The 20762-nt window shown below is 62.6% G+C and carries 17 protein-coding genes; 6 read left to right on the forward strand and 11 right to left on the reverse strand.

The genetic code is table 11. The features are described from left to right. Positions 1-45: 45 nt before the first annotated feature. Together AWB72_RS29700 and AWB72_RS22590 are read right to left on the reverse strand one after the other, a co-directional pair. Positions 46-1590, reverse strand: a complete 1545-nt coding sequence (locus AWB72_RS29700; RefSeq protein WP_159459395.1) for a methyl-accepting chemotaxis protein — start codon at positions 1588-1590, stop codon at positions 46-48. A 281-nt stretch (positions 1591-1871) separates the two neighbouring features. Continuing rightward, positions 1872-3083, reverse strand: coding sequence for an MFS transporter (locus AWB72_RS22590; RefSeq protein WP_040053603.1), 1212 nt, complete (start codon positions 3081-3083; stop codon positions 1872-1874). Between the two features lie 62 nt (positions 3084-3145). On the opposite strand from AWB72_RS22590, the gene AWB72_RS22595 reads away from it, so the two are divergent. Both AWB72_RS22595 and AWB72_RS22600 read left to right on the forward strand, forming a co-directional pair. Continuing rightward, positions 3146-3418, forward strand: a complete 273-nt coding sequence (locus AWB72_RS22595; RefSeq protein ID WP_040053604.1) for a metal/formaldehyde-sensitive transcriptional repressor — start codon at positions 3146-3148, stop codon at positions 3416-3418. Positions 3419-3431: 13 nt separating this feature from the next. Then, positions 3432-4529: a nickel/cobalt efflux transporter gene (locus AWB72_RS22600; protein ID WP_084593146.1), complete on the forward strand. Its 1098-nt coding sequence runs from the start codon at positions 3432-3434 to the stop codon at positions 4527-4529. Between the two features lie 66 nt (positions 4530-4595). On the opposite strand, the gene AWB72_RS22605 is transcribed toward AWB72_RS22600, so the two are convergent. The 4 genes from AWB72_RS22605 to AWB72_RS28965 all read right to left on the reverse strand — a co-directional run bounded on the left by AWB72_RS22605 (position 4596) and on the right by AWB72_RS28965 (position 7234). Beyond that, on the reverse strand, positions 4596-5696 hold the full coding sequence (locus AWB72_RS22605) for an extracellular catalytic domain type 1 short-chain-length polyhydroxyalkanoate depolymerase (RefSeq protein ID WP_040053605.1): 1101 nt from the start codon (positions 5694-5696) through the stop codon (positions 4596-4598). A 34-nt stretch (positions 5697-5730) separates the two neighbouring features. Continuing rightward, on the reverse strand, positions 5731-6147 hold the full coding sequence (locus AWB72_RS22610) for a ribbon-helix-helix domain-containing protein (RefSeq protein WP_040053606.1): 417 nt from the start codon (positions 6145-6147) through the stop codon (positions 5731-5733). Between the two features lie 104 nt (positions 6148-6251). Beyond that, positions 6252-6956, reverse strand: coding sequence for a hypothetical protein (locus AWB72_RS22615; protein ID WP_087128750.1), 705 nt, complete (start codon positions 6954-6956; stop codon positions 6252-6254). A gap of 110 nt (positions 6957-7066) precedes the next feature. Next, positions 7067-7234, reverse strand: a complete 168-nt coding sequence (locus tag AWB72_RS28965) for a hypothetical protein (protein WP_159459396.1) — start codon at positions 7232-7234, stop codon at positions 7067-7069. A gap of 515 nt (positions 7235-7749) precedes the next feature. Between AWB72_RS28965 and AWB72_RS22625 the strand changes: the two genes are divergently transcribed. From AWB72_RS22625 to AWB72_RS22640, 3 genes are all read left to right on the forward strand, one after another. Next, positions 7750-9027 (forward strand): right-handed parallel beta-helix repeat-containing protein, encoded by a 1278-nt coding sequence (locus tag AWB72_RS22625; protein ID WP_084593147.1) that lies wholly within the window; start codon positions 7750-7752, stop codon positions 9025-9027. A 405-nt stretch (positions 9028-9432) separates the two neighbouring features. Then, a complete protein-coding gene (locus tag AWB72_RS22630) occupies positions 9433-10098 on the forward strand; it encodes an HAD family hydrolase (protein ID WP_052450188.1) in 666 nt (221 codons plus the stop codon). 299 nt (positions 10099-10397) lie between these two features. Continuing rightward, entirely contained in the window at positions 10398-11642 is a 1245-nt protein-coding gene (locus tag AWB72_RS22640) for an MFS transporter (protein WP_040053609.1), read from the forward strand. Between the two features lie 35 nt (positions 11643-11677). Here AWB72_RS22640 and AWB72_RS22645 read toward each other — a convergent pair whose 3' ends face one another. Then, entirely contained in the window at positions 11678-12376 is a 699-nt protein-coding gene (locus tag AWB72_RS22645) for a GNAT family N-acetyltransferase (RefSeq protein WP_040053610.1), read from the reverse strand. A 133-nt stretch (positions 12377-12509) separates the two neighbouring features. On the opposite strand from AWB72_RS22645, the gene AWB72_RS22650 reads away from it, so the two are divergent. Beyond that, positions 12510-13469: a GlxA family transcriptional regulator gene (locus AWB72_RS22650; protein WP_040053611.1), complete on the forward strand. Its 960-nt coding sequence runs from the start codon at positions 12510-12512 to the stop codon at positions 13467-13469. Positions 13470-13515: 46 nt separating this feature from the next. Here AWB72_RS22650 and ptsG read toward each other — a convergent pair whose 3' ends face one another. From ptsG to AWB72_RS22670, 4 genes are all read right to left on the reverse strand, one after another. After that, positions 13516-15303 carry a PTS glucose transporter subunit IIBC gene (gene ptsG / locus AWB72_RS22655; protein ID WP_087128722.1) on the reverse strand — a complete coding sequence of 596 codons (1788 nt, stop codon included), beginning with the start codon at positions 15301-15303 and terminating at the stop codon, positions 13516-13518. Positions 15304-15315: 12 nt separating this feature from the next. Further along, positions 15316-17856, reverse strand: coding sequence for a phosphoenolpyruvate--protein phosphotransferase (gene ptsP / locus AWB72_RS22660; protein ID WP_087128724.1), 2541 nt, complete (start codon positions 17854-17856; stop codon positions 15316-15318). 520 nt (positions 17857-18376) lie between these two features. Next, positions 18377-19024: a VIT1/CCC1 transporter family protein gene (locus AWB72_RS22665; RefSeq protein WP_040053614.1), complete on the reverse strand. Its 648-nt coding sequence runs from the start codon at positions 19022-19024 to the stop codon at positions 18377-18379. A gap of 29 nt (positions 19025-19053) precedes the next feature. After that, positions 19054-20760: a SulP family inorganic anion transporter gene (locus AWB72_RS22670; RefSeq protein ID WP_040053615.1), complete on the reverse strand. Its 1707-nt coding sequence runs from the start codon at positions 20758-20760 to the stop codon at positions 19054-19056. Positions 20761-20762: the final 2 nt, after the last annotated feature.

A 20762-nucleotide genomic window follows, 5' to 3' on the forward strand; every position in this document is an offset into this window, starting at 1 on the left:
GTCGGCACGCACAACGCGATATAGTTCGGTGTCCGGATGAATAACTCACGCTCCGCGCGCGTTAGCGATATCGAAGAATGACACCGCCTGGCTCAATTGCCGTCCTTGTTCTTCGAGCGACGTGGCTGCTGCCGCCGCCTCTTCCACAAGTGCGGCGTTCTGCTGCGTGACTTCGTCCATTTGCGTGATCGCCTGATTGACCTGCTCGATGCCCCGGCTTTGTTCGGTCGATGCGGCGGCGATCTCGCCCATGATTTCCGTCACGCGCGCCACGGCCCGGGTGATATCGGTCATCGTTTCACCGGCTTCGCTCGCGAGCCTCGAGCCGTTGTGAATCTTGTCTACCGACGCATTGATCAGTTCCTTGATTTCCTTTGCCGCGCTCGACGAGCGTTGCGCGAGACTTCTCACTTCGCTCGCGACGACAGCGAATCCACGACCCTGTTCACCCGCGCGCGCGGCCTCCACCGCCGCGTTCAAAGCGAGGATGTTGGTCTGGAATGCAATGCCCTCGATGATGGCGGTGATCTCCGCGATCTTCGTCGAGCTTGCGCTGATGTCCGTCATTGTTTCGACCACTTGCCCGACGACAGCGCTGCCTTTTCGTGCAACGTCCGAAGCGTTGCCGGCCAGTACGTTGGCCTGCTGCGCGCTCTCCGCGTTCAGTCTTACGGCTGCGGTCAATTGCTCGATGCTCGACGCGGTCTCTTCCAGCGACGCAGCCTGCTCCTCCGTACGGGAGGACAAGTCCTGATTGCCCGCGGCGATCTGCGTCGTTGCGGTGCCGATGGTGTCCGCGCCGGTGCGCACCTGACCGACAACGGAGACGAGGCTATGGTTCATGTCGTGCAACGCTTGCAGCAGTTGACCGGTCTCGTCAGTCGACGTGACATGGATGCGGCGAGTGAGGTCGCCCCGAGCCACCGCTTGAGCCGCCATCACGGCGTCGCCGATCGGGCGTGTGATCGAGCGCGTCAACCAGAATGCGAAGCCGATTCCCGCGAGCATCGCGGCGAGTGCCGAGGCAATCGTCACGATTCGCGCGGAGTCGATTTCTTTCATGACTTTCGCGGCGCTCTCATCGGCGCGCTTTTGCTGCAACGCGGCGATCTGGCCTACGACCTGCTCGGTGTCCGCCGCGGCAGGCAGCGTTTGCGTGAGCATGAGTCTTATCGCATCGTCCTTGCTGTCTTGATCCAGCAGTTGCAGGACCTTGTTGCGTGATTCGATGTAGGCCGCATGCCGCTGCTTGTAGCTTGCAAGAAGAGTTTTTCCGTCCGGCGATTCGACGAGACCTTCGAGCGTCGCCTCGGCGGCAGCTATCTCTTCGTGATTACGCTTGAGGCGGTCGCGGATGCGCTGTACTGAGGTCGCATCGGTGTCTACGAGCAATTGTAAGGTGTCCTTTGCGTTGGACCGCGTCGCGGTATCGATCTTATGCGCGGCTTCCGCCTTGGTCCAGTCGAGTTCGATCACCTGCCTGGTGTCGTTGCCGATGCTGTTCAGGCGAATGAGTTCGGATCCGGCGACCAGGGCCAGTAGTACCAATACGAAGCCAAAGCCGGCTCCGATGCGAGCGCCGACTTTCATGTTTGCAAACTTCACTTACTTTCCTCTTCTCTTGGCTGGTGAGCCTACGCCCGCGCGCAACGCATTCGGATCGCTCATAGGCGTTAGTGCTAATTGTTCAATAGCTGGCCGCAGTGGTATCGGCGCGCGCAATACAGGCCATTAACGGTCCGCAAGACAATTTATTTACCCTGATCGACGATGAAATTCTCGAATCGGCCGCAGTCGATCAGTAAGAATGACTCTTCTTGAGAGACCTGTACGGAAATACTGTGCGCCCTCGCAATTTTTATAAGCTTCTCTTAAGGCTGGGTATGGCTGCGTTGGCGAACCGAAGCAAGTAGCAAGATCGTCGCGACGCAAAACCCTGCACCGACATAGAACGTCGCTGCGGGATTGACGCGATCCCAGATCGCTCCAGCGAGAATGCTGGACAACAACGTAACGCCCCCGCTGAACAGGTTGAAGAAACCGAACGCCGTTCCGCGGGCATCAGCCGGCGCAGCCTGCGCGACCATGGTTGCGAGCAGGCCTTGCGTCATGCCCATGTGCATGCCCCAAAGCGCGACGCCCACGACGACCAGGCCCCAATGCGTCCCGTGCGCGAGCGCCAAATCGGCGGCGATGAGAACGGCAAGGCCGCCGATTAGCAGCCGCGTATGGCTGACTCTGTCCGCGAGCTTACCGAACGGGTAAGCGCAGAGCGCGTACACGACATTCATCGCGACCATGACGAGTGGAACGAGCGCCGTGGGCACGCCGCTTTGCATCGCGCGGAGAACGAGAAACGCCTCGCTGAAGCGCGCAAGCGAGAACACCGCACCGATGGCGACAATCCACCAGTAGCCGCTGCCGAGTTCGATGAGCCCGCGCCAGCGAATCGGATTCGCGCGCTTCGTGCCTTCGGTATCGTGCGCGTGATTGGGCTCCTCGATGCCGATAGCGAGCAGCGCGACCGCGAGCAAGCCCGGTAACACAGCGATCCAGAATGCGAGGCGATAGTTGTCGGACCCGGCGAGCATGATGCCGACGGCGAGCAGCGGCCCGAGGAATGCGCCGACGGTGTCGAGAGACTGGCGCAATCCGTATGCGGCGCCGCGCAGGTGAGGCGGCGTGACGTCGGCCACGAGCGCATCGCGTGGCGCGCCCCGGATGCCTTTCCCGATGCGATCGATGACGCGCGCGGTCACGACGACGCCGATCGTCGGCGCCATTGCGAACAGCGGCTTGCTCAATGCCCCGAGCGCGTAGCCGGCGACGGCGAGCCATTTGCGATTGCGAAGGTAATCGCTCAGCGCGCCGGAAAACACCTTGACGACGGGCGCGGTGGCCTCCGCGATGCCTTCGATGAAGCCGATTGTCGTGGCGCTTGCGCCGAGGCTCGCGAACATGAACATCGGAAGAAGGCTATGGATGATCTCCGACGATACGTCCATGAGCAGGCTCACGCATCCGAGCACCCAGACGCTTCTTGGTATCTGACGAAGAACGCTTGTTCGCTGTTCGCTTTGCATCGTTGTCATGCGGTTGAGTTCGGCATGTTAGTATACCCCCCTACCTTATATGTCACCTCGTCATGCACACAGCAAAGGACAAAGCGCGTCTCATGGCGCGCATCCGCCGCATCAAAGGACAAGCCGAAGCATTGGAGCGCGCGCTCGAAAACGAAGTCGGTTGCGCGGAAGTGCTCATGCTCGTCGCATCGATGCGCGGGGCGGTGAACGGCCTGACCGCGGAAGTGATGGAAGACCATATTCGCCATCACATCGTCGATCCCGCCAATGACAACTCGAGTCAGGCACGCGGCGCGGCCGAGCTCATCGACGTCTTGCGCACCTACATCAAGTAACAGGCGATTCACCGTGATTTCGATTACCGATATGTTGCAGCAGGGTGCAACGCACTTCTGGCTGTTTATTCCGAGCGCCATCATGCTGGGCGCGCTGCATGGCCTTGAACCGGGTCATTCGAAGACGATGATGGCCGCGTTCATCATCGCCATTCGCGGAACGGTTCTGCAAGCGGTTCTTCTCGGATTGTGCGCAACGGTCTCGCATACGGCCGTCGTGTGGATCATCGCGTTAGGCGGGCAATATTTCGGCCGCAACTGGAGCAGCGAGGCGACGGAGCCGTATCTTCAACTGGCATCGGCTGCGCTGATTCTTGTCATCGCGCTATGGATGCTGTGGCGGACTTGGCGCGAGCGAAGGGCCGAGCATACGCATCATCATCATGATCATGACGATGAAGTGCGCCGGATAAATACGGGACATGGCGTGATCGCGCTGGAAGTTTTCGAAGACAACGTGCCGCCGCGCTTCCGTGTCCGCTTCGAGCATGCGGCGCGTGCGCCTCAAGATCAGTCGATCAGCATTCGCACGATTCGCCCGGACGGCACGCAGCAGCATTTCCTTTTGGCACACAAAGGCGACTATCTGGAGTCGGTCGAAGAGATTCCTGAGCCGCATGAATTCACGGCGCGCGTTTCGATTCGGCATCGAGATCACTCGCACGACTATGACGTCGCATTCAGCGAGCATCATCACGATCACAGCCACATGAATCTTGGCGACGAAGACGACGCGCACGCGCGCGCGCATGCCGACGATATCCGCCGACGCTTTCAAGGCCGGACCGTGACGACCGCGCAAATCATGTTGTTTGGTTTGACGGGCGGCCTCATTCCTTGTCCGGCTGCGATCACGGTTCTGCTTCTGTGCATTCAACTCAAGCAACTCTCGCTCGGCTTCCTGCTTGTGATGTGCTTCAGCATCGGACTTGCCGTGACGATGGTATCGGCGGGCGTGCTCGCGGCGCTCAGCTTGCGGCATGTCGAAAAGCGCTGGTCGGGATTCTCCGATCTGGCTCGTCGCGCGCCCTATGTCTCATCTGCGCTCATTCTTTGCGTCGGGTTTTATATGGCGTGGTCGGGCTGGCACGCGCTGCCGGTTCACGCTTAATTATCGATCGATGCGCCGGGCTGCTTGCCGACGGCGTGTGGATCGCAGATGACCGGTTCTACCGACCTATCGACGCGCATGTTCGCGAAAGAATCGCACCATCTCGGCACTGGCATCGGGGCCGGAAGGATCGGTATAGCTTCCGCTCGATGAGCCTCCTGCCCACGCATGAGGCGCGCCGTGGATGATCCATAGTTCGGCATCGACACCGGCCTGCGACCTCATGTGCCGGACCGTATGTTTTCTCGCGCGGCCATCACTGCTCGACGCGCGAACGGGTGTCGCTTCACTCGCGGAAAACTCGCGCAACAGTTCGTCGGCATTGGCGGGGTGCACGGTCGCATCGGCATCGCCGTGAAAAACGATGAGCGGGCATTGCGACGCCCGCGCGTTGTGCGTGTCCGCTCGGCCAGCCTTCTGCCCTCTGGATTTCACCTTGCCGCCGCGCATGGCCGCCAGCGCGGACGGCAGGTCGTGCGCGCAGCCGACGGGCAGGCCCGAATGAATCCCCGCTGCCGCGTAGAGATCGGGGTAACTCTGGGCCACGATCGCCGCCATCGCACCGCCGGCCGAAAGACCCGCCACGAAGACGCGTTTCGGATCGACGTTGTGATTCGCCATGACCTCCCGCGTGATGCCCGCGATCAACGACGGCTCGCCCTGATCGCGCCGCTGATCGGCGGGTTTGAACCAGTTCCAGCACTTCGATGTGTTCGCGCCTTGCGGCTGGATCGGATAAACGACGATGAAGCCGTGCGTCTCGGCGAGCGCGTTCATTCGCGTGCCGGCTGCGAAATCGTCGGCGTCTTGCGTGCAGCCGTGCAGCATGACGATCAGAGGCAGCGGTTCACTGCGGTATTGAGCGGGAACGTAGACCTTGTAATCGCGCTGACCAGCGGCGTTCGCGTAGCGTCGCGTGCTGAAGTGTCCGCGATCCTGCACGTCCGCTTCCGTTTGCGTCGTATGAACGGGACGCCGGGGTTGCAAGAGATCGGCGAAGCGCGTGGTGGTCGTGTCGTCATGCGGAGTTGCATGCGCTGTGCTCACGTCATTCGGTTCGCCACGCATGGCGCGCTTGACGATTTCCGCGGCCGCAGCGGGATCGTTGTTGCGAAAGAGGGCGAATGCCTCTTTCATCGAGTCGAGAAATCCTTCGTTGAGTTTCATGTGTCTTCCGGTAGCGGGAAAGGAGTCAGGCGCGTTAGCGGATTCGATCCGCCAACGCGGCCTTGACCGCCGGTGATGCATGGAGCGCGCCTCGAACGAGAATCGAGTCGATCGCTGCCAGCGCGAGTTCGGGTGAGACGTCCGTGGCAATGCTCGCCAATCCCAGCACCTGAATCTTCAGGCGCTGATTGGCCGCGCACGCCGCCTCGAGGTCTTGCTTCGAAAAATGCTGAAGGCCCAGGACGAATTCACGCCGCGTCACGGTGTCCTTGACGGCCGGAGCATGAATCGACAACTGATTGCGAATCGCCGTCCGGATCAAATCCGTGCGGTTCGAATAAAAGCCCTCTTCGACGAGCAGGTCGATCTGGCCCAGGTCGATTGGACCGAGATTGATCGTGATTTTCTCGGTTTCGCTGCCTCGTGAGCGATCCGCCACTTCTTTTGCCATCTGTCGATATCCTCCTCGTACCATCCATGTGGATGGTTATAGGATGATTTCAAGAGGGCGTCAACGCGGTTTTTTCAGAAACGGCCGTCGACTGATGCCGATCGCTAGTCAACGCGAAGCCAGCGACCCGATTCCGGGCACACCGATGCTCGTGAGCCGTTCAAACAGACCTGTTCGTCATCGATTTGCAGCGACGTCGACCGGTCGATATCGAAAACGATCTTCAGCGCGTTCGAGATGCCCGTGTCTTCGATGGGCAATTCCCACGTCAGGAAGATTTGAGTGAAGTCCTGGTCCGGGGCGAAGTCGGCCGCAGAAAAATTGTCCCTGCCGCGAAGAACGACTCCGTGGGGCTGAACGGGATCGAAGACCAGGGCTGTTCCCCGCTTGAGAGCAATGCGTTGACCCGTTGAGGGAAAGAGCAAGTCGAGACCCTTGTCTTCGCTGAGGAAGAGATTGCAAAAGGCCGCGCCGCCGTATTGCTCGCCGTCATGGTGATATCTCGCGCCACGACAGGCCATCAGCGCCATGTGGCTATCTTCGAGCGCCGCGGACAGTCCCAAGGCGCGTAGCCAGTCGGACACAGCCTGCATGCAGCGCTTGTAGTCCGGCCAGCGCACTTGCGTGCGCGGCAGGTGCATGGCCTCGACGTCCCCGGGTTCGAGGGCGAGCCGCGTCGCCGTTTCTGTTTGCCAGTCCGCAAGCACGGCCGCAGAAGGCGCGGGCACGTCGAGCGTGCCGGATAGAACGATGTCGCTGATGCGTCGGCTGCGGATGGCGTCGCCGCTTCGGAAGAAGGAAGTCAGCATGTCTCGCATTCGATGCTGTTGATGGGAACTCGTCGAGAGATTGTAGCGGCCACCTTCGGCCATTCGTCACGGCGATCAAACCGCCGCCCAGTCCATTCAACCGGTGCGCATCACGTCGAGAGCGCGTGCTTATTCACGCCGGTCTTCAGCCAGCCGACTTCCGCAAAGATCGAGCCCCGCTCGTGGATGCTCTGGCGCGGCGTTGTGCAACGGCAACCCGCGCAGTCATCGCGATGAATTAATCGCGCAACTCGTTCGCTGATTTCTAGCTGTTTCATCTGCACCGCCGGGTAAACGCGCAGAGAAACTATTGCTCCGAGCATGCCGTGAGGCGGTAGACATGTCTGCTGGCGAATGTTGTCTGAAGAAACGGAGGCGCCTATCCGGTTTGATCGAGTCGTTTGGCATTCCATAGAAATTGCTACGACCGTTCGAGTTTAATCCGGCAATATGTACGGCGTCGGAACCCGATATCCATTAAAACTGATAAAACAGTTACCGACATAGGGTTATATCTCAAAATAATAAGTTCAATCTTTGCGAAAAAGCAAACGATTGCGGGCGCTTTTTCTACTTACGGTATGAGAAAAAGGCCGCCTCTTCTATTTTCATTGTGTTACATCCAGAAACGTTTGCGGTCGTTTTAGGACCCTATACTTCGGCCTCCTTCAGCAAACGTGAATAATTTTCTGTGTCTTCGAATCCTCTTACCAAAACGCAGGACAAAAATTCCCTGTTTAGCGTCACTAACAAAATCAACGCACCTCTGACGCGTAGAAACTTCTTGTCATACATGATGGCTGGCGCGGGAAGCGCCGCCTTGGCCGCCTGCGGCGGCGGCAGCGAAGTGGGCAGCGACGCGGCCAGCACGGCTGCCGTGGCAAAAGCCGCCTCATCGAGCGGAACGGTTATTCCGCCGGCGGCGTCGATCACGGATAGCTCGGGCGCCATCTGGACGCTCGTCGGCGGCCACGCGACGCGCAACGGCTCGGCGGTGGGAACGGGTTCCCCCCTCGCGTACACGACGCTCCTGTATTTCAACGGCGCGGTCTATGGCAAGAACTCGGCCGGCAACTGGTTCAAGAGCGGCACCTCGCCGTGGCAGAGTCTCGGCACTGCGGACCCGCGCGGCACTGCGGCAAGCGGCTCGCAAGGCACCAGCAACACCAGCACGAGCGGCGTGCTGCAAGACAAGTCGTTCGGCGTGAAGGGCGATGGCACGACCAACGATCGCGCGGCGCTTCAGGCTGCCATCGACGGCTCGGTCGGCCAGATTCTTCTCATCACGGGCAAGAGCCGCATCGACGCGACCGGGCTCACGCTGCGCTCGAACACGCATATCCGCTTCGCGCCGGGCGCGTCGATCAAGCTGTTGCCGCACAACACCGGCTCGTATCAGATGCTGCGCGTGTGGGACGTGAGCAACGTGAACATCGAAGCACCGTACCTCGACGGCAGCAAGGAACTGAACTCCGCCGGCTCGGGCGAGTGGGGCATGGGCATCTCGATCAACGGCGCCACCGGCGTCACGATCTCGAACCCGACGACGATCAACTGCTGGGGCGACGGCGTCTACATCGGCAATAGCCAGAGCGGCTCGAACAAGCCGAGCTCGAACGTGTCGATCAGCGGCCACCACGCGAACGGCTGCCGTCGTCAAGGCGCGACGATCACGTCCGGCAGCGGGATCACGTTCACGAATCCGCTCTGGGAAAACATTGCGGGCACTGCGCCGGCGTGCGGTCTCGACATCGAGCCGAACGACAACAACGCCGTGCTCCAGGCCATCAAGATCGTCAGCCCGACGACTCAGGGTTGCGCCGGCGGCGGCATCCTGGTCTACCTCGGCGCGTTCCCCGGACCGGTCCCGAAGAACGTCGACATCCAGATCACGAACCATACCGACAACTGCACCACCGATTCATTCGACGTCCAGGGTCTTCAGCTGAATGGCTGCGTCGTGACGGGCGCGATCACCAGCACGAACCCGGTGTGGAAGAAGAACTGGTATTTCGCTCAGTGGGACAGCAATGGCCCGAAGGTGTCGGTCGTGAATCCGAAGGTGGGCTAAGCTCGCAGATGTGGCGCTCGCGTTCGCCGACCAGCCAGGTAGCGGACCGCTCTGGGAATCAGACGGTTCGTCACCGTTCGTGAAGGCGGGTCGGCGGGTGCGCCGAGATGACACATCGCATCGATTTTCTTTTGCGACCGCGACGGTCGACAAGCTGCTCCGCTCCTGACGCTGAACGCAACCGGCCTCGATGTCCGCCCAGGCCGATCCTTCCTTTCCATCGCACGCCGATACCCGTCCCTGCCAACCCCAAATGCAACGTGATACGCTGCGATGTCCTCGCGGCGTAGGCGCAAGTGCTTTTTCGTGCGTCTTGCGAGGGCCTTCACGCACGCGCGCAGCAGTTCTACGACGCGCTCCACGCCCACGCGTACCGAGCGCACGCACGACAAGGACAATCACGCTTTGATCAAGGCAATTCTGTGGGACATGGACGGCACGCTCATCGAGAGCGAGTCGCTGCATCTGGCCACGCTCGTCGAGGCGCTCGCGCATCACGGCGTGCAAGCCGGCGATGAAATGCATCCGCTCGTCTTCGGCAAGACCGGGCGCGAAGTGCATGCGCTCGTGCGCGATCGATTCGGGCTGGCCGTCGATTTCAGCGAATGGTCGGCGTTTCGTGCGCGCGCGTATCTGAACGGCGCGCCCAGGCTCGTGCCGCGTCCCGGCGCGCTCGAGGTGTATCGCGCGGCGAAGGCGGCGGGCATCACGCAGGCGATCGTATCCAACGCGTCGCGCATGTTGCTCGAAGCGAATCTGCGCGCGCTGGGCATCGAAGAGCCTTCACTCATCTCGGTCAGCGTCAACGACGTGCGTCACGGCAAGCCGAGTCCGGAGCCGTACGAGCGCGCAGCGTGGCTCCTGCGTCTCGCGCCGGACGAGGTCGTTGCGGTCGAAGACAGTCCGACCGGCGCGGGCGGTGCCATCGCCGCGAACATGGGGGTGATCGGCTGGCCCGTCGATGATGAAGCCGCCGCGCTTTTTCCTTCCGAAGCGCAGATCGTGCGGTCGCCCGATGAACTGGCTGCGAAGCTCGGGCTGGAGACTTTCTCGCTGTCCAAGCTAGGCTGACGCGTTCGCCGGTCCGCGCTTCAGTGCGCGTGCCCTTGGCAAAGGTTTTGCATCAGAGGCTGACACCTCCGTTCGCTCATGATCCTCTCAGCGTCTTCCGAACCGAAACTCCTCGCGGGAGCGAGGCCATGCGCGAGGTGCAGAAGCGTATCGGGCGCGACAATATCGGCGCAGGGCTATGGCACGCGCAATCGATACGGCACCGCGCTTCAGGCGACTACATTCTGCTCGCCGGGCAACGTGATGACGCTCTACGAGCGCAACGCGTCGATGCCCTGAACGAGCACCATCGGACAGCCATGAACCCCCGCTACGCACTGGAAGGACTGAACTTCTTCATGGCCGATGTGCAGGCGGGCATCGGGCCGTTCCTCGGCGTCTTCCTTCAGGCGCACGGCTGGCATCCCGACGCGATCGGCACGGTCATGACGCTCGGCGGAATCGCGGGCATGCTCGCGACTTCTCCGGCGGGCGCGCTAGTCGATGCCACGCATCACAAGCGCGGCATCATCGTGATCGCGGGAATCATGACGACGCTCGCGTCGCTCGTGCTATGGGTGTCGCACAGTTACTGGATGGTGGCGGCGTCGCAGATCTTCACTGGCGTGACGGGGGCCGCGCTCGGTCCGGCCGTGGCCGGCGTGACGCTGGGTATCGTGCGTGAAAAGGGCTTCGACCGGCAATTCGGCCGCAATCAGGTGGCGAATCACGCGGGCAACGTGGTGGCCGCGGCGCTCTCGGGCTGGCTCGGATGGCGATACGGTTTCGGCGCGGTGTTCGTGCTGGCCGGACTATTCGGCATCCTGACGGTAATTTCGACGCTGCTCATCCGGCGCGACGCCATCGATCACGACAGCGCGCGCGGTATCGCGACTTCGACATCGGGCGAGCCGGACGCCGGGCATGAGCATGCGAGCGGCTTTCGCGTCTTGTTGACGTGCCGGCCATTGCTGCTGCTGGCCGCGTCGCTCGCAATGTTCCATCTCGGCAATGCGGCGATGCTGCCGCTCTATGGCCTCGCGGTCGTCGCCGCGCATCAGGGCGATCCGAATGCCTTCACCGCGCAGACCATCGTGGTCGCGCAGCTCGTGATGGTCGTCGCGGCATGCTTTGCGAACCGCCTGATTCAGCGAATCGGCTACTGGGGCGTGATCCTGATCACGTTCCTCGCGCTGCCGGTTCGTGGACTGGTTGCCGCGATGTTCATCACCGCGTGGGGCGTGTGGCCGGTTCAGGCGCTCGACGGCATCGGCGCGGGGTTGCAGAGCGTCGCGGTGCCCGCGCTGGTGGTGCGGCTGCTCCAGGGCACGGGACGGGTGAATGTCGGGCAGGGCGTCGTGATGACCGTGCAAGGAATCGGCGCGGCGCTGAGTCCTGCGCTGGGCGGCGTGCTCGCTCAGCATTTCGGTTACGCGAGCGCGTTTCTCGTGCTGGGCGCCGTATCGACGGGATCGCTTGCGCTCTGGCTCTTCTTCGGCACGGCGCTCAAGAAAGCGTGCGGCCTTCATCGCGACGTCACTCGCGACGCCCCGCTCTCAACATGAATCCGCGCGAGGCCTTTCGATAACCCGAAGCGGTCTCAGACTCGCGTCATTCGATACAGCGCGAAGGTCCGCCGCTCTTCGAAGCCGAGCCGGCGATAAAGCCCGATGGCCGTCGCGTTATCGGCGCGAACGTGGAGGAACGGCACATCTCCGCGCTCGCGGATGTCGGCGCGCAGGATGTTCATCAGACGGGCCGCGATGCCCTTGCCGCGAAAGTCATCGTCCACACAGACCGCGCTGATTTCGACGAAGCCTTCCGGCCGCATGCGTTCTCCGGCCATCGCGATGAGCCGTCCTTTGTCGCGTACGCCGATGTACTGGCCCGTCTCGATCGTGCGTCGCGCGAAGGGCCCCGGATTGGTCCTGACGGCCAGCGCGACCATATCTTCCGCGTCCGCCGCGCTCAGACGATGTACATCGCTCGTGTCGCCGGGTTCGATGGCGCGCTCGTCGGTCATCTGCAGAACATCGAAGATTTTTTCCGCGCGCAGTCCCGCCGCAGTTGCCGTGGAAGGCACGTCGGTCAGCGTCTGAAGCAGTACGGATTCGCCCGGCGCGAGCAGCTTGGCGAGCCGTTCCAGCGCCTCTTCAGTCAGGCGTTCCACTCCGGCGAAAGGCGCTATCGACGGATGGAAACGGCGCGCAAGGCCGTCGCCCTCGGCGATGCGCGCTTGCTTCGTGGTGAGTGCTTCCCACGCGGGATTGTCGAGTCTGTCTGCATCGATTCTCTTCATGGCTCTTCTCTCGTGAGGACGCCGTCAGGCGACTGCGCGGGCTCCCCGTGAGTCCGGCGCGATGAAGCGATTCTAGGCATCGCGCGGCATCGGAGCTATAGTCACAAATGACAATATTCGGTTCATTTGTGACATGAAGATCGGCATACTTGTGCTGGATGGCGTGTTCGACACCGGCCTCACGACGCTGCTCGACACCTTTTCGACCGCCAACGAACTCGCGCTGGCGGGCGGCGCGGCTCGCGCGCCGTTCGATGTCGAAGTCGTGGGCTTCACGCGGCAGATTCGCACGGCCATGAGTTTGCGGATCGCGGCTGCGCCCGCGCGCGGCGTCGGCAAGCCGGACTGGATCGTGGTGCCGGCGCTCAATGCGAAGACACGCGACGCGCTGCTCGCCGCGCTCGGGCGGCGCGATGTCGGCGAGGCGAAGAAGCGGCTACGCGCGTGGCGGGAAGAAGGGATCGGTATCGCGGCGGCGTGCATCGGCACGTTCCTGCTCGCCGACAGCGGACTGCTGGACGGCGAAGACGCGACGACCACGTGGTCACTCGCACCGCTGTTTCGCGAGCGTTATCCGACGGTCCGGCTGGACGATTCACGCATGGTCGTGAGTTCGAACGGCATCGTCACGGCGGGCGCGGCGATGGGGCATCTCGATCTCGCGCTCTGGTTCGTGCGGCAGGTGAGCCCGGAGCTGGCCACGCTGGTCGCGCGTTTTCTGCTGATCGACAACCGCACGTCGCAGGCGCAATACATTATTCCGGACTATCTGGCGCATGCCGATCCGCTGGTCGAACGTTTCGAACGATGGGCACGCGACAATCTCTCGAACGGTTTCTCGCTACAGGATGCGGCGAATGCGCTCCACGTTCACACGCGCACGTTGCAGCGCCGGACGGAATTCGTGCTGGGCAAGTCGCCGCTGGCGTTCTTCCAGGACCTGCGCGTTCAGCGTGCGTGCCAGCTCGTTCAGGATGGATGCGATCTCGACACCGTGGCCGAGCGCGTCGGCTATGCCGATGCCTCGACATTGAGGAATCTGCTTCGCCGAAAACTCGGTCGCGGCGTGCGTGAATTGCGAGCGAACGGCTGATGGCAAGCGGGCCGTCAAGCGCCTGCCGGACGCGAACCGCTTCCAGTTAAGCCGCTTGCATCGAGCGCGCCAGATCCGGCGCTTCGAGTCCCACGAGCAGATCGACTTCACCGCTGGAAAGCGCCTGCGTCGCCGGCACGCCCGCTGCCTTGAGCGCGTTGTCATCGAGCCGCGACGCATCGCCGAGTGCGACGCGCAAGCGCGTGGTCGCCAGCGGTTCGAGCTTCACGATGTTGCTCGCGCCGCCCAGCGCCGCGCGAATCTTCTCGGCGCGCGCCTTGTATTGCGCCGTGTCCTGCGCGGTCGCCACGACAGCCGCGGACGCCGCGTCAGGCGCTGCAGCGGCGGTCACGCCCGCCGCCGGCAGGTCCGCGTCGCTGCCCGCGGTCTTCAGATACTCCTGCATGTCGGTCTTCATGTTCTCCGAAAGCGGCCCGAATATCGCCTGCACGCCGTTGCCCACGCGCACGACGCCCGCCGCGCCGAGCGCTTTCAGCCGCGCATCGTTGACGAGCGCCGGATCGTTCACCGTGATGCGCAATCGCGTGATGCACGCATCGAGACTCTTGATGTTCGACCGTCCGCCGAAGGCCAGCACGAGATCGCGCGACCTTCCGCCTTCAGCGCTGGTGCTGACCGGAGCGGTGTCCACGGTATCGTCTTCGCGGCCCGGCGTCTTGAGATTGAAGCGCGTAATGACGAAGCGGAACACGCAGTAGTAGATCGCCGCATAGATCGGCCCGAGGATGAACACGTACCACGCGTGCGTCGCCTTGTTGCCGATCAGGTTGAACATCAGAAAGTCGATCCCGCCCTGCGAGAACGTGAAGCCCATGTGCATGTTCAGCGTATTGGCGACGAATTGCGCCGATGCCGCGAGACACGCATGAATGAAATACAGCACCGGCGCGACGAACAGGAACGCGAACTCGATCGGCTCGGTGATGCCGGTGAGGAAGGAAGTCAGTGCCGCCGACACCATCATGCCGCCGACCGCGTTCTTCTTTTCGGGCTTCGCGCAATGCCAGATCGCGATCGCGGCGGCGGGCAGGCCGAACATCTTGAACATGAACGCGCCCGCGAGAATGCCGGCGGTGGGATCGCCCGCGAAGAATCGGTTGATGTCGCCGTGCACGACCTTGCCGGTCGTCGGATCGAGGAAGCTGCCCGCCTCGAAGAAGAACGGCACGTTCCAGATGTGATGGAGGCCGAACGGAATCAGAAGACGTTCGACGAAGCCGTACACGGTCGCCGCCGTGCGCGGATCGGATACGGCGGCCCATTGCGAAAACGCCTTGATCGCACTTCCGATAGGCGGCCACACGACGGAAAGGATCGCGCCGAGCACGATGGATCCGATGGCCGTCACGATCGGCACGAAGCGCTTGCCCGCGAAAAAGCCGAGATAGGGCGGCAGCGTGATCTTGTAATAGCGGTTGAACATCCACGCCGCGAGGCCGCCCGCGAGGATGCCGCCGAACACGCCGGTCTGAATCGACGGAATGCCCATGATCATGTCCGGCTCGACGCCTTCCACCTTCGCGATCACGCCGAGCGTCGCCGTCATCACGAGATAGCCGATGGTCGCGGCAATGCCCGATACGCCATCGTTTTCGGTGAAGCCGAGCGCAACGCCGATCGCGAAGATGAGCGGCAGGTTGCCGAAGATCACGTCGCCCGCGTTCTTCATCAGCGCGAGCACGATAGCGGGCACGTAGCCATGGAAATCGGTCGCGCCGAGGCCGAGCAGCAGGCCCGCGACGGGCAGCACCGCGACCGGCAGCATCAGCGATTTGCCGACCTTCTGTACCACGCCGAATGCGTTCTTGAACATGTCGTTCTCCGATCACTCCGCGTACGGCGCGAGCAGCGCGCGCACTTCGGCGGCCGTGCCGAGCGCGATGACTTTCGACGCGAGCGCGCGGGCTTCGTCCATCGTGAAACGCGCGAGCTGCGCCTTGATCGAACCGACGGCAGGGACGCTGACCGACAGTTCATCGACGCCTAAGCCCACGAGCACCGGCACCGCCATCGCATCCGATGCAATGCCGCCGCACACGCCTACCCACTTGCCGTGCCGGTGCGCGCCATCGACCGTCATGCCGATGAGCCGAAGGACCGCCGGATGAAGCGCATCGGCCTGCTTGGCGAGCTTCGGATGCCCGCGATCCATCGCGAGCGCGTACTGCGTCAGATCGTTGGTGCCGATCGAGAAGAAATCGACTTCGCGCGCGAGCGGTTCGGCGATGAGCGCGGCGGACGGCACCTCGATCATCACGCCAATCTTCACGCTGCCGATTCGATCGCCCGCTTCTTCCTGAAGCATCCGTCTTGCCGCGCGCACTTCCTCGATGGACGCGACCATCGGGAACATGACGTGCAGATTGCCGATGGGCGCCGCCCGCAGAATCGCGCGCAACTGCACGCGGAAGAAGTCGGGACGATCGAGGCTCACGCGCACGCCGCGCAGTCCGAGGAACGGGTTATCTTCTTTCGGCAGCGGCAGGTAGGACAGCGGCTTGTCGCCGCCGACATCGAGCGTGCGCACGACGAGCGGCCTTTCGCGGCCGAGCGCTTCGGCGACCGCGCAATATTCGGCGGCCTGTTCGTCTTCGGATGGCGCGGTGTCGCGGTTATCGAAGAGAAACTCCGAGCGCAAGAGGCCGACGCCTTCGGCGCCCGCCGCGACCGCATCGCGCGCTTCCTTTGCATTGCGGATGTTCGCCACCACTTCGACGCGATGTCCGTCGGCGGTGAGCGCCTGTTTGCTCGCGGCGATCTTTTCTTCCTCGCGCTTTTTCGTCTGCCGAGCGATGCGCTCGCGTGCCTTCGCGAGATCGTCCGCGCCGGGGTTGCGCCGCAGCGTGCCGTTCGAGCCGTCGAGCACGACGAGCGCGCCATCGGGCAATTGCAGCGCGGCTTCGTCGATGCCGCAAATCGCCGGAATGCCGAGCGAGCGCGCGAGAATCGCGACGTGACTCGTCGCGCCGCCCGTCGTCGTGCAGAAGCCGAGCACCTTGGCGCGATCCAGCGAGGCGGTATCGGAAGGCGACAGTTCTTCGGCAATCAGAATGGATTCCTCGGGCACGTCGATATGCGCCTCTTTCACGCCCACGAGCAACGCGAGCACGCGCCGGCCGACATCGCGGATATCGCTCGCGCGTTCGCGCAGGAGTGCGTTGTCGAGACGCTCCAGATTGCTCGCGTGCGTTTCGAAGGCGGCGCGCCACGCGAAGCCCGCGCTCTTGCCCTCGCTGATGCCGGCAATGGATGCGTCGTTGAGATCGGGGTCGTCGAGCAGTTCGAGATGCGCGTCGAGAATCTGCGCTTTCGACGGATCGGTCAGTTTCGCCTTCAACGCCTCGATTTGCTGACGCGCTTCGTGATGCGCGGCGTCGAGCCGGGCGCGCTCGCGTTGTGGCGATTCCCCGGCCTCGGCCACGTCGATGACCTCGCGGCGAAACTGCAGGATCTTGCCGACCGCGAGCCCCGGCGACGCCGAGACGCCGATGAATTCGTTCGCATCCGCGGGCGCGGCGCGCTTCGGGGCGATTGCGTCCGCTGCGGAAGCGACGGAAGCGGCGGGCGCAGGCGCATCGCCCGGCTTCTCGCCCGAACCCGATGCGAGCAGTCGTGCGAGCGCGGCGGCCGCTTCGCCGGCATCGGGACCGGCCGCCTCGATGCGCAGCTTGTCGCCGAACGTCGTCGCCAGCGCCATCAGCGCAACGAGGGATTTCGCGTTGGCGCTATCGTCGCCGCGCAAGACGCGGATATCGGATTTGTACTTCTTGGCTTCGGCGGCGAACACGGCGGCGGGGCGCGCGTGCAGCCCTTGCGGATTCGGCAGCGTGACTTCGTCGGACACGGTTACATCGGCCGCGCTGCCGTTGGCATCGGCACTTTTGCCGCCGACGAATTCGACCGACAGTGCGACGTCCTTGCCCGCCGTGACGAGGCCGGTCGCGGGCATGTAGCGCGTGACGAGTTCGCCATTGGCGATGACCATCTCGGTGAGCAGGCTGACGGCCCTTGCACCGACGATGACCGGATCGAAGCGGATCAGCGGCTGGCCTGTCGTGACGGTATCGCCTTCCTTGACGAGCGGCGTGAAGCCTTCGCCGCGCAGCATGACCGTATCGAGACCGATGTGGATCAGCACCTGCAGGCCGCTTGCGCCGGTGATCGTCGCTGCATGCGTTGCGCGATGCAACTGCGTGACCGTGCCGGAAAGCGGCGCGAGCAGTTCGTCGGAAGTGGGATCGATGGAGACGCCGTCGCCGGCCATCTTCTGCGCAAAGACCGGATCGGGCACGGATTCGAGTTGCACCATCACGCCCGATACCGGCGCCATCAACTCGATCCGCTCCAAACGTCGCGGAGCTTTCATGTGAACGACTCCTTGTCCCTTGACGGTTCGAGGCCGATATCCAGGACGTTCGACCACGCGTTGCACGGACGCGAATGACCTAACGTAGATCATAGGCAAAGCAACGCCGATTCGCCGATGTATGTTTCCACTTCCAGTTCGTTTTCGATCGTTTGATTTCGCTAAAGAGCCAGATCAGTGAGTCTGTATGGTTCTCTCATTTAAAACGTGCTCGGCCTCTTCATCGCATCCTTTTTATTGCAATAAGGAATGTCTACACTCCTATGCATCTATTGCAGCGAAGACGCATGCCTTCCCTGCGCTGGCGAATCGCGTTCAAGGTGACCGCTATGGAATTCGTCCTGTTGCTCGCGATCTTTCTGACTTCGAGTGGCTACCTCATCAAAGGATCGGTGTCGCAAGCTCCTCCAGCGGCGACTGCGCCGACATCACCCACCGAGAATGGACCGGCGGCTGATTCCGTCCGCGAGAAACAAATAGCGGTATTGTGAACACGCGTGTATATCGACGTAACGCGCGATCAGCCCCCCAGCGCGATGATGACGGAAAGCAGGGCGACGCCTATCGCCGACAACGCGAGACCGTACACCCAGGGTCTGCCGCCGGCGTAGCGCCCGAGCATCGCGCCGCCTATATATAACGTCGCGATCGCCAGCAAGTTCGAGACACGCAGCGCCAAGGCGATCTTCGGTATGAAGATGAACGGCACGACGACCGGGAAGGTTGCGAGAACCACGAGAAGAAAGATTCCAACTGCAGCCGAGTAATCCCTGAATACGAGTCGATGAGGCGGCTCGTGCACCGCTAGCAGGGATTGATGAAGCGCCTGTAACGCTGGAGGGCGAATGACATCGGCAATGAGTTGCGGCAGCGCATCCTGTATCAGGCGGTGTGCTTCGGGCTCAGTCTCGGTATTCCTGAGTCGTACGAGAAGCGCTTTCTTCCTGCGCCGGTCGGTGGCCGTGCGAAGAAGGTACATCACGGCATCCACGAGTCCCCACGCAAGGTTGCAACCGAGCGCAGTGAACAGCAAGGTGCGGATTTCCTGTCGCCCGGCGGTTGAAACGCTGAGTGCGCCCGTGAACGAAAGCGCCATGAGGACACCGAAGACGATCTCGGACACTCTGTCGATTGGATCGAGAACCGGACCCGGCTCGCTTTGCGACATGGTGTGCTCCCGCTCGCGTCTGACTGGTTTTAACGCGCTCGCCGTTTCTGCAAATCGAGCCACGCGGCAACGGCCTGTTCGAGATTGAGAAACATGCGCTCGCGCCCCAAGGTTTTCCCGAGTGGCGACTTCTGTACCACGCCATAAACCGCCGGGCTGAGTCCGACCAGCCATAAACTGACTCCGCTCTCGCGATACTTCTTCTCGCCTTCGGTCAGCATCTTCAAGGCCGAATATTCCAGGTCGAAAACCGACCGCATATCCAGCACGACCACTTCGGGACGCGTTTGCTCGATGAGCGGAGTGATCTTCTGCCCGACGTTGGACGCATTCACGAAGAAGATCCTTCCCTCGGGCCGCAAAAGCAGCAGGCCGGGATACTGTTCGTCGTCGGGATGCTCATCCGAGACAGGGCGAAACACGTTGGTTCCACGTTTGCGCCGCAGAACGTGAACGGGCGGGTCGGAGACCTGATGCGCAAGTGCGACGAGCGAAACGACAATTGCAATGAGAATGCCTTTCAGCGTGCCGAGCAATACCACGCCCACGAGCGCCACGATCGCCCAGACGAACTCGGTGCGTCTGACGGCGAGAATCGCGCGAAAATCCGCCGGCTTGAAAAGCCCGATCGAATAGACGATGACCACCGCAGCGAGCGTCGCATGCGGCATGAGACCGATCAGCGGTGCGAGCAGAATCATGGTGCCGAGCGTGACGCAGGCGGTCACCAGTTCCGCGAGTTGCGAATGCGCGCCCACCTGCCGGTTGACTGCCGTCTGACTCGTCCCGCCGCCCGCCGGCATGGAGCCGAACAGGGCGCCGGCCATGTTGCTCAAGCCCGTCGCCAGCAACTCACGGTTGGGCGACGGCAACGGCTCGCCGCTTTGCACGAACGCGCGTCCGCATGCGATGGTTTCGGTAAAGCTCATGAGCGCGATGCCCGCTGCCGCAGGCCATAGCGCTTCGATCAGCGAGAGGTCCGGCTTCACGAGCGGCGGCAGCCCGGTCGGAATATGCCCCACGATTTCGACGCCGTGCGCCTGCAAGCCGAGCGCGGCGACTGCACCGATGCCGCATCCGACCGCGATCAGCGGCGCCGGCGACTTCGGATAGAAATGTTCGAGCGCAATCAAAATCGCGATCGTCGCGAAGCCCACGGCGACCGTGTTGATCGACGCATGCGGAAGGGCCGCGACGAGCGCCCAGACGTTGTGAAAGAAGCTGCCTTTCGCGAAGTGGACGCCGAACAGCTTGGGCAACTGGTCGAGCACGATGACCACGGCGATGCCGCCTTTGAAGCCCGTCAGTACGGGGTCCGATATGAAGTTGGCGACGAACCCGAGTCGCAAGAGCGACGCAAGCGCGAGAATAATGCCGACCAGAAGCGTGAGCGTCGCGGTCGCGGTCAGCAGCGCCGTGGTCCCGCCGCCAGGCGACACCTCGCCGATCGCAGCGGCAGTCAGGATTGCGAGCGTCGCGCTCGTACTGACGCTCAGCGGCCGTGACGATCCGAACAGCGCGTAGATCACCATCGGAACGAAGGCCGTGTAAAGCCCGACCTCGACGGGAAGGCCGGCCACCGTGGCGTAGGCCATCGCTTTGGGAAGGACGACCGCCGCGGCGGTGATGCCCGCGACGATGTCCGGCTTGAGCCACGCGCTCCGGTAGTCGCGAACCCATTCGAGCACTGGAATGTGGAAGCGGGCGCGCGCGTGTACGGGTGAATCGGTCGACATGA

The sequence above is a fragment of the Caballeronia concitans genome (genome assembly GCF_001544615.1).
Taxonomy (GTDB): domain Bacteria; phylum Pseudomonadota; class Gammaproteobacteria; order Burkholderiales; family Burkholderiaceae; genus Caballeronia; species Caballeronia concitans.